We start from the raw sequence: 14,765 nt of genomic DNA, 5'->3' as shown, positions 1-14,765 counted from the left end.
TAAACTTCTTTTTCTTTTCTAACCACCAAATTGTTTAACAAACGCAGGTATAATGATTTCAGAAACTTGAGTCATTATTTTATCTTCGCTATCATGACCAGAAATTACAATGGTTACATCAAGTTCTTCTATCACTATTATACGTTGCCCTCCGCCTCCCCAGGCAAATGAGGCATCATAACTTTTATCGCCTACCTTCACAAATGTTTGATACCAAAAATAACCATAGCGATAGTCTTTAGGCATCCAATCTTGAGTAGGTTTTACAATACCACTGGTGGCTTTGTCAAGGTAGTCTACAGAAATAAGCTGTTCGCCGTTTAATTTACCTTTATTAAGAACCAAATTACCTAATTTGATCATGTCTCGAGACATAATACTTGCACGCCACCCAGCTTCTGGCAAACCGCTAATATGAGTAGACCATTTGTAATTTGTAATACCGAGTTTGTCGAGTAACTCTGTTTTAATAAAGTCCTGAGCCGTTCCTGGCACAACGGCATCAATAACAGTCATTACTAGCATTGGATTATAATTACCATACAAATACGTCTGAGATTGTGAAGTTATAGGTTCGCTTTGCTCAAGAAGGGTTTGAACCAGGCCTTGGCCTTGTAATCGAATCGAATCATTCTTAATGCCTTTCCATTCGTCACTATCGATAGTCAATCCTCCATGCATGGTCAATGCCTTATGAAGTGTAATTTTTTCGGCTCCTTTGGTGATTCTTTCAGGATTAATATCTTTTAGAAAACTAATCAATGGTTTGTCTAGATCTTCTATGGACAGGTATCCCATTTGAATAGCTCTTCCCAAAACCAAACTAGTATATGCTTTTACTGCTGAAGCTTGTCCATGAGGCAAGTTAATACGTCCCTTTTTATAATAGGATTCAAAAACTAATTTGTTTTTGTGCGAAATGAGCAAAGCATCATAGTTTCCATGTTTACCTTCAAAAATCTCTTGAGAAAGGTTAAGGATTGCGTTTCGATCGTTGCTGCTCACCGCTAATGTATCCACAGATATTCCATCTTTTCTGTCCTCTGGATTTGTAGTAACAAATGTATTATTGAGGTGCGGAATCTCCCAGAATGAGATCTCATTGTTAGTATTTGAAACGTGACTCATCTGGGATGATAACCAGGCGACACTTTCTACAGCAACCCTAGGGAAAGCGGTTCCATGATCGCCTTCCATTGTTTTATTTTGCACAGATAAACTTAAATTCTTTCTATTCTTCAGCAATTCTAAATATTCGTCAATAGGTTCGTCCTTTTCTTTTTCTAAGGTACCATAGGCGATATATACGTTAGCGTGCAATGGATTGTTCTTATTAGACTCTAAAGGTTCTAATTGGGTATTAATCTCAGAAAGGTAAGGGATTAGGCCTTTGTTTAATGGACTACCAAGAATGTAATTATCAAAAGTATCAGGTTGAGTTAATAGTATATAAGCACCGAATGCACCGCTTAGCGAATACCCGAAATAAGAACGACTGTTTGGATCGGTGCGATAGTTGTTATCTACATATTGGATAACTTCGTTGCGAATAAATGCCAAGTGATTTTCGGCTTGGCCAAATTTTAGTTTAGGATGATTAGTGTTGGCTTTTTTCCAGAATGAATAATCTGTAAATCGGCTGGCGTGAGCCCCATATTGTTGCCTTAAATCTTCTGCAACGTCCTTCTGCCATGAAATTCCAATTAGAATAACATTTTCTAGCATGTATTCTGTCGCGCCAGATAGCATTTCTCGATGCCACACAGCATCCGTGTAATAAAGTACAGGATACGTTTTGTTTTCGTTTTTTGAATAATCTTCTGGCAACTCTATATACAATTCATAATTTCTTTCATTACTAGAATCTTGTATTGGGACTACCTGTATCTGCGGCAATTCTAAGGGAGATCCTTTTCCATTTGATGCGAACTCTTTTGCACTATTTTGTTGCGCAAAGGCAGCATATAATGAAATAGCAAAAATCAATAGTAATAATTTAGTAATTTTCATGTTTTCTATTTTTCCAGCTAATTGATTTACGATGAAACCAATTGGCTATTTTAATTGTTGTTTATATTCACAAGATTTTCTTTTTTTAACTTAATAAAACCCACCCAATAGATCTTTGATGAGTATAGCAGCCGGATTTCATTTTTCGAGTCTTTTTAGCCACCTTTTAGCAAGTGAAAATTCTGGATCAATTATCAGTGCTTTTTCGATCATGACCTTAGCACTTTCAAGCTGGCCTTGAGCTCTGCGTACAAGTCCCATTCCGAGATAAGATTCCTTCCCTTCGGGATACACTTCTATGGAATATTGAAAGATTTCTTCTGCGGCAATTAAATCCTTACTTAGTATCGTGTGAAAACCAAGGTTAAATATGACCGATATAGGTGTCTTGATTTCATATCCGTATCGTTTTGATAACCTATCGAAATGTTGTGTCACTGTATCCAATGATTCTAGGTTTTCACCGGGATTGAAGGGATTGAAGTCAGGATATAACGCAAGAAGAAACTGTGTGAAATCCATCGCTGGCACATGACCCTGGTTCACCAATTCATCCACTTTATAGGTAAAACTCTCTGGTTTATGATCCGCTACAACACTAGAGAATTCTAAAACGTAATTTGGTAGCCTCCCCTCATCATCGCTATAAATGATGTGTAGAGATCTGTTTTGCGCAAGTGTTTTTAACGGACCTGTTTTTATTTTTTGTTGAAGCACTGTTGGTATGTGCATAATTGATGGGCTGCTTGCGAAGTAGCCATTAAACAGAAGGGGTTTATTGAGCAGCGTGTAAACAGTGAAAAAGCCACTGTTAGAGGCGCCATAAAGCACATTGAACGGAGCAGTTCTGTATGCATTATCAACATGCGGCATCAACTCTGTCTCCAAGAAATTAATATAATTATCAGGAATTGTTGTGTCTTTGTTTTCCCTTGTTGGTAATAAAATACTATTACCTTCGGGCAAATCTATTCCAATGAGTATCATCTCAGGAATTTGGCCTTCGCCCATGTAGTCGAGTGTAGAAGCTAACATGGCAAACCGAGCTCGGTAATCTGAACCCAACATATACAGCACGGGATAGGTTTTCTTGGAACCATCGTAATTCGCAGGTAAATGGATTGATAGTGGAATAGTTTTGTTTAACACTTTTGACTGAAGTGAAGATATTTCGCCTAAGCTAACTGCTGGTTCACTGTGCTCTGTTAAACCAGGAAAATCAGGATCGTTTACTTTCTGTTTTTTGGTATTGCACGCATTTAGAAATAAGGTGAATACAAGTATTAAAATTATAAAATTGTAATTTCTCATTGCTATTTTTTTACTTAAATGTTGAATAAATGTATAGTATATTCAATGCCTAAATCCATTAATAGGATGAACCCAATAATTAAATGATGAAAGCATTTCGTCATTGATATAACCCTTTTGTAAGAAATTAAAGAATATTGTTTTTGTAGATAGTACCTTTATCACATTTAATAAAAGCGTTTATGATTAAAAAGTCTTTGCAAAATACTATACTCTTAAACATAGGAGCTTTTGTATTGGTACTCATACTTGAGGTATTAAGTATGTGGGCGATCAAGGATAGATTTGATACTAATTATTCTTTTTTCTTGCATGGTTTTAAGTATACCATTGCCATTATGGGTATCATATGGATAAATCATTTTGTTCTCATTCCATTTGTTTTTGATAAGAGACGTTATTTTTTATATACGATACTTCTTATTGCGAGTGTTTTTTTTGCGGCCTATTTGAAAGGATATTGGAAGGATGGCTGGTATGGTGTTTACAAAATGATCTTTTTTCTAATTTATACTACAGGAGCCGGAATGGCTGCTTTCTTTGTAAGAAGAAATATACTGTTCAGAAAAGAAAATGCTGAGAAAGAAAAGTTACAAAAAGAAATGGAACTTAATTATTTAAAAGAGCAGGTAAATCCGCATTTTTTATTTAATTCGTTGAATAGTATTTATTCACTATCGAGACAACAATCATCAGAAACGTCTGATGTTGTAATGCAGCTTTCAGAATTAATGCGATATCAATTAGAGAGTTCTAAAAGAGATGCGGTTTTATTAAAAGAAGAGCTTGAATTTATAGAAAACTATTTATTACTTGAAGAAAAAAGATTGAGTAAGCGTTGTACTATTGAATTTACAATTGATGGAGATGTATTGGGATTAAAGATCTCTCCAATGTTACTGATTCCATTTGTTGAAAACGCCGTTAAGCATGGCGCTCAAAGTACTAATGAGCAAAGTACAATTATTGTTTCTGCCTCTATAAAAAACTCAACTCTTCATTTTTGTGTTGATAATTCAAAGCCTCACAAAGTTTCTTTATCGAAAAGAACTGGACTGGGTCTCGAAAATGTGAGAAGACGTTTAAGTCTTTTATATCCTAACTCCTACGTATTAGAAATTGATGATAAAGAAGAAAAATATCATGTAAATTTATCTATTGATTTAGCAGTTTCAAAATTAAAAAAATAGTTAATGATTAAAGTTGGTATTATAGATGACGAAATACTAGCACGTGAAGTGTTAGAAGAGTATTGCTCTAAAATTGACAACTTTGAATTAGTACTAAGTACTGGTAATCCACTTGAATTTGTCAATTTCGTTCAACAAAATGAAGTTAACCTTATCTTTCTTGATATAGAAATGCCAGAACTTAATGGCATGGAAATTTTGCGTTCTATGATAAAACCACCCAAAGTTATTTTAACTACGGCGTATTCTGAATATGCATTAGAAAGTTATAATTATGGTGTTGTAGATTATTTATTGAAACCTATAAAAATTGAACGATTTTTAAAAGCGATAAACAAAGTTTCAGCTTCAAAAATCACACAACCTAAAAAAAACAGAGGGAATCAAGAACTTCAAATAAAACACGATGGCATCCCTGTTAATATTTCATTTACATCAATTCTATACATTCAAAGTTTTGGAAATTATTTGAAAATTTTTACCGATACAAGAATGTATCTGATCACCGAAACACTTATTAATATTACGACATTATTATCTGAAAATTTCCAACGCACCCATAAATCATACATTACCAATTTGGAAAGAGTTACAAAAACAACCAGAACACATTTGTTTATTGAAAATAATAAAGTCCCTGTTAGTGCTATGTATAAGGTTATTGTATTTGAAAAATTGGAAGTTTTAGCCAAATTATGAAATTGCTAATTCTCATTACATACGTATTACGCCTCCCTCCTATGTCTTTGCATAATAAGTATTCTATTACCTTTTTTAAAAAGGAACTTTTTATTATAAAACTTTTAAAACAAACCGTAGAACTAGAAAAGCCAGCACACCTCATCGCTCGGAATTTTAAAGATTATCAATCTTTAAAATTGTGTCGTACCAAAGCAAAGTGACATAACGCAAATACATTATAGTACAAATATAATATATGAGTAAAACGGCAAATAGAACTATAAATTTAACCAGCAACTTTAATGATTTTATTTAACGTATAACCGTCTGTTGTATTTCCTGTTACTTGATCTACTAGATTTCCAGCTGCAACAATACCATCGTTAGAATTATTAGTGTCTGCAGCACCATTATATTCTGCTGTTGCATACACTGTACTTGATATTTCTTCAGGAAATGACACTTGAGTTATTAATAAGGAAGCCCCTGTACTACTTAAAACTTCAACATGAAGATGTGGTGTGCGTCCAGGATACCAACCAGGATAAATACTGATAAAGGATGCATTACCATTTGCGTCTGTTGTTTGTCTTCCTCTTAAGAAATCTGCATTTGTAAAATCACCATCTAATTGCCCAGAATATTCAGAGTAGTTACCTTGTGCATCGCATTGCCAAATATCTACAAGAACTCCTTGTAAAGGCGAGCAATTACTATTGGTGTTTTGAATAGCAAACTGTATTAAAAGTGGCACACCTGAACGGTCTCCTATGATATTTTCACGGACCAAATCCGCGGGTGTCATTATAGGGAAAGGGCCTGCTGTTTCTGAAGGCGAAGGTGCACAGGCATTAGGATCATTATCATTGCCGTTATCATCAGCACTACAAGATGATAATAATGTCGGAATCGCAACTATAGTTCCCATTCCTGCTAATCCTTTTTTTAAAAATTTTTTTCTGTCCATAATATTAATTATTTAATTTGTGGTTGATAGGCCGCTATCGTTAGGGGTTTGTAAAAAAAGTATTAGAATAGCAGCCTTCAACACTATATTTTTAATATTCTTAAATCACTATATATCTATTGTTGTATTTGTAAATTGTAATTTCTCAACTTCTTTTAAAGTATTGTTGCCGTCTCTGTTTACTGTATTGTTTAATACTGTTGTAATTCCATTATTCGTATTAACAGTATAAAGTGTTTTTAAATCTATTTTTCATTATTTCAATTTTGTGGTTGTTGGGCCGCTAAAACTAATTAATCAAATATTTCAACAGCCCACAACACTTTTATGTTTATTGCATATAAGTACCATCTGGCAATACAGTTGGCATGTTATACACCGAATTAGTTAGTAATGCATAAATTGCAGTATCAGTGTTTTGCACTAAAGATGCCGTATTTAAATCCCATTCTTGTGAAATTTCGTTTAAACGATTTTCTTGTGCACCAAGCAATGATGTTAATGCCCAATACAAGTATTCTATAGTTTGACAATTGGCGTACTCACATGTTGCATCATCATAAGTATACCAAGCGCCTGCAGGATAAGGATTTGGAATGTTCATAAATTGTCCTCCTCTTGCGATATCCATTGCATTGGCTAAATCTGAACCAACATTTTGACCAAAAACGCTAGGATAAGCATAAGAATGCCCTGCATTATTAATAATGTGCAAAATTTCTTCTAATGATGCATCAAACTGTCCGGTCCTGCCATTTGAAACAAAAGAAGGATTCGTTTCTCCATTACCTAAATCTTGACCTATTCTTCCTTCTGGGATGTCTCCACTTAAATCATTTTGACTTGCCCACATTACTACAAAAGCCTTGTTTTCTATCATTTTATCTAATACTAATTGATCATCGACAACGCCATCTTCATCGTTGTCAAGATATTGAGCCATTACATTAGCGGCGTGTAACAATTTAGCATCTTCTACTCCGGCAACAGCATAGATATCTATACCAAATACAACCACTTTTCTATTAAATGCTGAAAATCCAGCATCTGAATGTGTTACAATGGTAAAATTTGGGTCGTTCCCTGGATTGATTACTCCTGTTGTTGTGCCACCACCGTCATCATCATTTGAACAGCATAGTGTAATTAATGCTAATGGTATTAAAAATAACTTTTTCATATTTTTTTGTTTTTTTCGTTTTTATAATTAATGAGTAACAAACTAACGACCAATGTTAAACTTTGTGATAGGCTATTAGTCCGAATGGACGTTATTCGTACTAATTGATTATTTTTTATTGATTTTCTACGCTTATTGAGATTATCGTAAAGTTGCCTAATGCCGTTGTATTTGTAGATGTGTTTGTAATATTACCTAACAAACTTACTGGTGGTGTAGAAAATAATTGACTTGGTCCTCCAGATTCTTCTCCTGCTTCTTCATTGGCATCAATTTGAGCACGTTGATTTAATAAAAATTGATACGATGTAAAGTTGATGTTTCCCAACCTAATTTCTCTTGAGTCATATTCTGGTATGGATTGATTTTCTTCTTCAAAACGAAACAAATCAACCTCTACACTTGCATTATCATTTCCATCAAAAATAACATCATTAGATTCTGTGAAGTTTGTAGATACTAACTGACCTTGATTATACAATAATACCGAAATCTTGTAAAAATTAGTTGCATTTGTTGGGTCGGCAAAAGAAACATTTAAAACGTCATCAAATTCGTTATCAACCGTAACTTCAGAAATTGGCACTATAGGAAGCATTGTTTCTTCTTCAGATTTAAAAAGCGTACCATCATTTAACACCACTTCTATCCAGTAAGTGTTTCCTATTGTTGTTGTAACGGTTTGATTCGATGTATAAATACCTTGATTAACCGAAAAATCACTAGTGATTATGTTTATATTGCCATCTACTGTCTTTTCATATAATGATACTAGAGCATCATTTACGGCTTGAAAACTTTCGGAAGCATTTAAAGATAGTGTTTGCTGAATGGTTACTACGACCTCGTCATTTAGATTGGTTAATTCTCCAAAAATCACAGTTTGTGATTCGTGAGCAACATTTACAGTTATCTCTTCTGTGCAAGAGAAAAGGCAATTTACTATACTTAACGATAAGGCAATTTTACTATATACTGATTTCATAAGATTAAAATTTAAAATTATAGGTAATAAAAGGGATTGGAGCTCCGATAACTGAGTATTGAAAAGTCCTTAATTGATTGTTTCGAAGGCTTGAAAAGACCGAAAAAGCATTCTTATTTCCATACACATTATAGGCTCCAAAGACCCAACTTCCTTGCCATTTTCTATCTTCTTTTGGTGTTGGTGTATAGGTGAACGATATATCCATACGGTGTGTATCATTTAAGCGATATGCATTTCTATCTGAATATGTAAAAAACTGCTGGCCATCTACTTGAAACTTACCTGTGGCGTATGTTGTTGGTCGTCCTGTTTGATAGGTAAAAAACGAGCCTACACTCCACTTATCACTCAATTTGTAATTCGCAGTTAGATTAAATATATGAGGTCTATCAAAGTTTGAAGGATAATAATTTCCGTCATTTAAATTTTCTGAAGCAAATTGACTTGTCGTTTTTCTTTTAGTAACAGAATAGGTGTAATTTACATTTCCTGTTAATTTTCCTTTGGTTTTAAAAGCACCCAATTCTATACCATACGAATAGCCATCTGAAGACAATAACTGTGTTTCTAAATTTTCATTCAAAAACAAATCAGCTCCATTTTTATATTCAACTTGATTTTTGAATGTTTTATAATAAGCATCTACAGAAAAATTATAATCTCTATTTTTAGTGTCGTAAGCATATCCTGTAGAGATTTGATTTACTTCTAGGGGTTTTATATGAAATCCTGATGGTTTCCAAATATCAAAAGGTAATGCCGCATTTGTATTAGATATTAAATGAATGTATTGGAACATTCTATTATAACCTAACTTAACAGCTTTCCTGTTTGAAATATCATATTTTAAAGCCAGTCTTGGTTCAAAATTACCATAAGATTTAATCACTTTATTTTTGCCGTACGTTGTAGATCCAGTAATACTACTAACCGTTTGCGGAAGATTAGGGTTGTACGTAGATACGGTATAAGGCCCTAGATTTGCAAACCAAGAATAGCGAAGTCCAGCATTAACAGAGAACTTATCCCATTTTCTATCGTAAGAGAAATAAGGAGCGATTTCTAATCCTTTTTCTGTTCCAAAATCAATATTATTTACACCTTCTTCGTTACCATTTACTTTAGCTGGCACGAATCTGTAAAGTGTATTATTAATTCCAAAACGCATTTTTGTATCGCTGTTTTGAAATAAAGTGAAGTCTGGTTTTAAAATCCAATTTTCTACTGCTGATTTCCATGTAAAATTGGTAGCCGAAGTTCCAGTTGGACCACCACCACTATTTTCAGAAGATAATGCATAATTATAACGGCTATAAATACCCGAAAGATTCATAAATAGTTTGTCTGAAAAAATATGATTCCAGCGTAGTGTTGCTGTTGTATTTTTCCATTGAAAATCTATAGTTTCATCACTGTTTTGAGTCGTACCATCTTCTGAAGTTTCCTCATCTCCTGTTTCAGAGAAGTTAAGTTTCATTACATCTGCACCAAAATAACCTGATGCAAATAGTTTATTATTTTCGTTAATATCCCATGAAAGTTTTGCATTTAAATCGTAGAAATACACTTTGTTATTTTTTAAATCTTCCATTAAAGGAAAAAATAAGTCAAAGTAAGAACGGCGGCCAGAAACCAAAAAGCTAAGTTTATCCTTTTTAATGGGACCTTCTAAAGTTAATCTTGAAAACAATAAGCCTAAACCACCTTCTCCTTTAAATTTTTTGTTACTGCCTTCTCTTTGACGAATATCTAATACTGAAGAGGCTCTCCCTCCAAATCTGGCCGGAATACCTCCTTTGTATAGTTTTGTATCTTTGACAGCATCTGCATTAAAGATAGAAAAGAAACCCCAGACATGTGATGAATTATAAATTGGTGCTTCATCTAAAAGAATTAAATTTTGATCAATGTTTCCTCCTCTAACATTAAATCCAGAAGTCCCTTCTCCTACAGATGAGACACCCGGTTGAGTTAAAATTGCTCTGGTAATATCTGGTTCTCCCAACAAAGCAGGTATTTTCTTTATATCTTGTGGTTTAAGATTTATAGAACCTGCGATAACATTTCCTGTTTGACTTTTAGTGTTTTTATTTGCCTTAATAACCACTTCTTCTAAACTGTTACTGTTTGGATTTAAATCAATGTTTATTTTCATATTTTCGATTACATTGATTTCTTGCACAACTTCATTATAACCGAGGTATGAAACAACTAAAACATGATTCCCCTCTTTAAGTTTTATGGAAAAAAAACCGTATTCATTACTTACTACTCCCTTGCCTGATTGTTTATCGTATAAGGTCGCTCCTAAAAGTGTTTCCCCAGAGGAATTATCCCTAATGTAACCACTTATATTATAGGATTGGGCTTGCAGTATATGTAGTGAATAAAAAAGAGTGAAAATTAAAAAAAGATTCTTCATATGTTGTATGTAAAAAATTAAGTACATACAAAAGAACGCCAGTAATTAAGGTTAGTTTCACACTATGAGTCCGATTGCTTCTATCCGGACTTATTAAGAGATAATTCGTATTGTTTTGGTGTGACACCCTCAATGGTTTTAAAAGCTGAGTAAAATGTTGATTTTGAAGAAAATCCTGCTTCTTGTGCTAAGCCTAGGATAGACATTTGCCTGGCTTTAGGTGATTGCATTAAGTTTTTAAACTCATCAACCCTAAAGCGATTAATAAATTGATAAAAATTGGTTTCTGAGCATTGATTAATCAATTTAGACAATTCTTTTTCTTTAACGTCTAAGTTTGCAGCAAGCACTCTTAAATTTAAATTAGGGTTTTGGAATAAACGTTCTGATTTAATTTTTGATTCTATTGTTTTAAATTGCTCTTTTGAGTTTTCATCCAAAACAAAGGTCCTTTGAATTTCGGCTTCGGAAATCATAATTTCTTATTGAACACCACTATTATTAGTTTCTAAAAATAATTGTGCCTGAAAAAAACCATTGTACCCTATCCAATAAACTATAAATAACGTTGTAAGTATTTCCATGCACATAAACAGAATACTTAACATCTCACTTAAATGACTTACAACCTCTCCAAAAAATATAAAAAAATGTAGTATAAAAACTGAAAGTATAATACTTTTTATCCATGATAAGGTTTTGAATTCTAATTCAGAATAATAATCTGCAACTTTCTTTTTATGCTTTATTAAAACTCTAAATGCTATTATCATTAAGGTCAAATCAAATAACATAGTGAATAATATAGAGATAATATCAAAAATCTCACTTTCCTGAAAATAAAAAATGTTAATTATTATACCTGGTAAAAACAATAATAAATGCAATGAATTAAATGATTTATTAATTGTTATTATAATGTAGATAAATAATGCAGGTACAAGAAGCAATACAGGATCAAAATCTATAATATATAGAGTATCTAATAATTGTTCTTCAGTATATTGAAAATAAACTCCTGTTAAAATAACCCAAGATAAGCACCATAAAAACAAAATTAAAAAGAAATTAGCTGTTTGGTTTTTTGACTTTATTGTTAAAAATAAAAGTCCAATCATGATTGCCGAAAACCCTGATAATAATTCTAAAAATATTAATACGATAAATTCTGAAAGCATAATGCAATCTAATAATATTTAAGAAGATTTAACTAAACTTTGACAATACGGAGGAATATTATTACTACTACGGTGATGTTATCTTGTTGTAGAATGATTCGTTTATACCCTTTTAAGTGATTACAATGATTACGAATCTTCAATTATTGACGTTACCCCTCAAATAATATGATAAACCGAATTTAATTATTGAAAATATACTTTAATAACACGTCATTCTTATTTAATAAGTTATCTAGTTTTACCGTTATTTTTTTATCTGGAATTATCCCCTGGTCCAATGCTAATTTAGGAATATTGACAGATTCCCTCTCTGTACCTATTTGTAAAGCAAGCTTTGTGTTTTTTAATGCTGTTGCTCTTCTGCCAGGATGTGTACTGTAAGTACCTCCTGTTTCTTCACCTATAATGGTCGCTAACGTATTATGCTTTACAACTGCTAACATTTGTGCTGTTGCAGAGGCACAACGACCATCCGTAATCATATAAATGTTTGAATCATTAATGTTATTAGTTGTTTTTGGTTTTACAGTTATTGGTCTATTTCGTCTTTTATTTAAATCATTATCTTCATAAAAATTAATTTCTTTATCGATAATATAGGATAATAAATACTTTGTGCATTCTGGGTTTCCTCCCCTATTTCCTCTTAAATCAAACGCCACTTTACTTATGTTTTTATCCTTCATTTTTTTCATATAACCATCTATCGTCTCTTTAAAAAAATCAATATTTTGTCTACCTCTGGGGAAGTAACTGAAATTTTTAATCTTGATGATAGCCGTATTTTTTTCTTTTTTAATATCTACGCCTAACCTTGGCTTATTATTTATTTCTACTTTATAATTGGGAGCTGGTTCATCAATAAAAAATGATGTTGTAATTACTTCTTCAGAAGTATAAGGCTTAAATTTTATCTTGTATTCTGAATCAAAGCCATAAAAACTATGGTAATAATATAAAAAATTCACATTCAAATCTCCTCTATAAAACTGTTGATTAAAGGCATCTGCAGAGATTGTTGTTTTTAGTGTTTTATATATATCGCTTGATGAAATTCCGTTAACTTCTAATATTTCAGAACCTACATTCATTTCAATATTTTCTACACGATTATTTATAGCATACATTCTATCATCCTGAAACCAAACAATTAATGGTAACCAATATTTTGGAGGTGTCCTAAAAAATCGATTATCGACTATACGAGTATGTAAACAACCCAAACTTGCCACTATCGGTGAAACTACTTGATAAAACTCTTTGACTGTCATTGAGTCTTTTAATTTATTTTCTTGAATTTTTACAAGTTTTCCATATGATGTAGTATCAATAAATTCAAATTGTGAAGAGTGCTCTTTTAATGTTTCTAATAACTGATTGAAATCTTCTGTTAGTTTTTCTTTGCCAATTTTAGTGTTGAGATTAAGTAAGATTGAGTCTTTAACAGTCTCATTCGGTTTTGTGTGATATAATTCAGTTTTTAAAAGCTTTGCAGGATTATCTTTATCATAAATATATTTTACGCTTGTAACTCCCCTCCTCTTCAGTATTTTGTTATTTGGATCATAGTTACTACGTTCAATCAAATTACCAATACTATCAAATTTATATTTTGAATAAGCATCGTTACTTCTTTTATTTATTTTATAGTTTCCATCTACCCCAACTGTAGCATATTTTAAACAATTTCCATTATCATCGTATGTTGCAAAACCTCCAGCTGTACCTAAAAAAGAACCAACAACAGCTTTGTTTTGGGCGTTAAAAAACGTAAAACTTACAAGGTTATTATCTTTATCATATATGGCTTTATCGATAGCAATTCCTGTATCATCATTTGCAAGCTTCAATTTATCATCAACGTTATTCATTGATAATAAAATTCCGTTGTCATTGAATTTATATAGTACGTTATAAAACTTATAATATGGTCGCATGGGTACACTACCTCCTTTTACATCTTTTCGTTTCTCTAATACAGTATTGCTATTGATATGTTTCCAGGTATATTCAAAAATATTCCAACTGTTATTTATAGGTTTACCATTTTTATCATAGAATTTTAAGTCAATTCTTTTGCCATTTTTATTATATAAATAGACTTCCTTGAATACTCCCATTCCATTCGTTGTGGGTTTATTGTCAACATCAAAAAACATACGTGTCTCTGTGTTCTTAGTATAATTTATTTGTGTTTTTGGGGCCAATGCCCTTTTACCATCAAGAATACCGCCTCTATTTAAGCCGATAAGATGTTGGGTATATTTGTATTCAACTAATATTAATCTATTTACTGAATCATAGCTTAGTTTAAAATGATTTACATTCTGGGCTTCTTCTTTTGTAAGCGGTATTCTTCCTTTTGTTTCAGAATAAGGTGTTTCACGAAAAATTAAGTGTTTAAAGTATTTTGTGTTTTGAGCTTTTATCGATAAGCCACACAGTAAAAAAACGATGGTTAAAAGAATATGTTTCATAGCATAAAATCTGATTAGAAAACAAATATAACTAAAACTTTAGTTCAAACTAATAATTTAGTTTGAAAATATTAATTAATCCATATTTTCAATTCACTTTTATCTCGATTTAGCATAATTAGTGTTTTATATTCCTTTTAAAGGAACATTTCGTTAGAAAATAACTAAAATAACCTGAAAACGAAATATACCTCAACGCACCACCTCACTCCTACTTCAAAAGGTATACTTAACCTTCTCATTCGGGCATCAAAGCAAAGTGATCCTTTAGGGGTACTCAGGACAAGCAATTTGCAAGTACATTATTGAATACTTAATGAAATATATGTCAACATTAAAATCTCAAATCTAACCTAAT

General features: G+C 32.3%; 11 protein-coding genes. 2 read left to right on the top strand and 9 right to left on the bottom strand.

Going from position 1 to position 14,765, the window contains the following annotated elements; translation table 11 throughout:
* Positions 1–18: 18 nt before the first annotated feature.
* Positions 19–2,010 carry an alpha/beta hydrolase-fold protein gene (locus tag DK508_RS12195; RefSeq protein WP_109301034.1) on the bottom strand — a complete coding sequence of 664 codons (1,992 nt, stop codon included), beginning with the start codon at positions 2,008–2,010 and terminating at the stop codon, positions 19–21.
* 138 nt (positions 2,011–2,148) lie between these two features.
* On the bottom strand, positions 2,149–3,321 hold the full coding sequence (locus tag DK508_RS12190; protein WP_109301033.1) for an alpha/beta hydrolase-fold protein: 1,173 nt from the start codon (positions 3,319–3,321) through the stop codon (positions 2,149–2,151).
* A 182-nt stretch (positions 3,322–3,503) separates the two neighbouring features.
* Here DK508_RS12190 and DK508_RS12185 point away from each other — a divergent pair, with 182 nt between their 5' ends.
* Together DK508_RS12185 and DK508_RS12180 are read left to right on the top strand one after the other, a co-directional pair.
* Positions 3,504–4,511, top strand: a complete 1,008-nt coding sequence (locus DK508_RS12185) for a sensor histidine kinase (protein WP_109301032.1) — start codon at positions 3,504–3,506, stop codon at positions 4,509–4,511.
* A 3-nt stretch (positions 4,512–4,514) separates the two neighbouring features.
* Positions 4,515–5,210: a LytTR family DNA-binding domain-containing protein gene (locus tag DK508_RS12180; protein ID WP_109301031.1), complete on the top strand. Its 696-nt coding sequence runs from the start codon at positions 4,515–4,517 to the stop codon at positions 5,208–5,210.
* Between the two features lie 268 nt (positions 5,211–5,478).
* Here the strand turns inward: DK508_RS12180 and DK508_RS12170 are convergent, their stop codons facing one another.
* The 7 genes from DK508_RS12170 to DK508_RS12140 all read right to left on the bottom strand — a co-directional run bounded on the left by DK508_RS12170 (position 5,479) and on the right by DK508_RS12140 (position 14,407).
* Complete coding sequence (locus DK508_RS12170) at positions 5,479–6,159, bottom strand: intradiol ring-cleavage dioxygenase (RefSeq protein ID WP_109301029.1); 681 nt, start codon at positions 6,157–6,159, stop codon at positions 5,479–5,481.
* 331 nt (positions 6,160–6,490) lie between these two features.
* Positions 6,491–7,339, bottom strand: coding sequence for a hypothetical protein (locus DK508_RS12165; RefSeq protein ID WP_109301028.1), 849 nt, complete (start codon positions 7,337–7,339; stop codon positions 6,491–6,493).
* Positions 7,340–7,454: 115 nt separating this feature from the next.
* On the bottom strand, positions 7,455–8,324 hold the full coding sequence (locus tag DK508_RS12160) for a hypothetical protein (protein ID WP_109301027.1): 870 nt from the start codon (positions 8,322–8,324) through the stop codon (positions 7,455–7,457).
* 4 nt (positions 8,325–8,328) lie between these two features.
* Positions 8,329–10,749 (bottom strand): TonB-dependent receptor, encoded by a 2,421-nt coding sequence (locus DK508_RS12155; protein ID WP_160114681.1) that lies wholly within the window; start codon positions 10,747–10,749, stop codon positions 8,329–8,331.
* Between the two features lie 80 nt (positions 10,750–10,829).
* Positions 10,830–11,225 (bottom strand): AraC family transcriptional regulator, encoded by a 396-nt coding sequence (locus tag DK508_RS12150; protein WP_109301025.1) that lies wholly within the window; start codon positions 11,223–11,225, stop codon positions 10,830–10,832.
* A 6-nt stretch (positions 11,226–11,231) separates the two neighbouring features.
* Positions 11,232–11,927 (bottom strand): hypothetical protein, encoded by a 696-nt coding sequence (locus DK508_RS12145; RefSeq protein WP_160114680.1) that lies wholly within the window; start codon positions 11,925–11,927, stop codon positions 11,232–11,234.
* A gap of 182 nt (positions 11,928–12,109) precedes the next feature.
* Positions 12,110–14,407 carry a S41 family peptidase gene (locus DK508_RS12140; protein WP_109301023.1) on the bottom strand — a complete coding sequence of 766 codons (2,298 nt, stop codon included), beginning with the start codon at positions 14,405–14,407 and terminating at the stop codon, positions 12,110–12,112.
* Positions 14,408–14,765: the final 358 nt, after the last annotated feature.

It is taken from the genome of Aquimarina sp. AU474 (assembly GCF_900312815.1).
In the GTDB taxonomy this organism is placed as follows: Bacteria; Bacteroidota; Bacteroidia; order Flavobacteriales; family Flavobacteriaceae; genus Aquimarina.
Note: the sequence above shows the minus strand (reverse complement) of the source record. Positions and strands in the feature narration are given on the sequence as shown.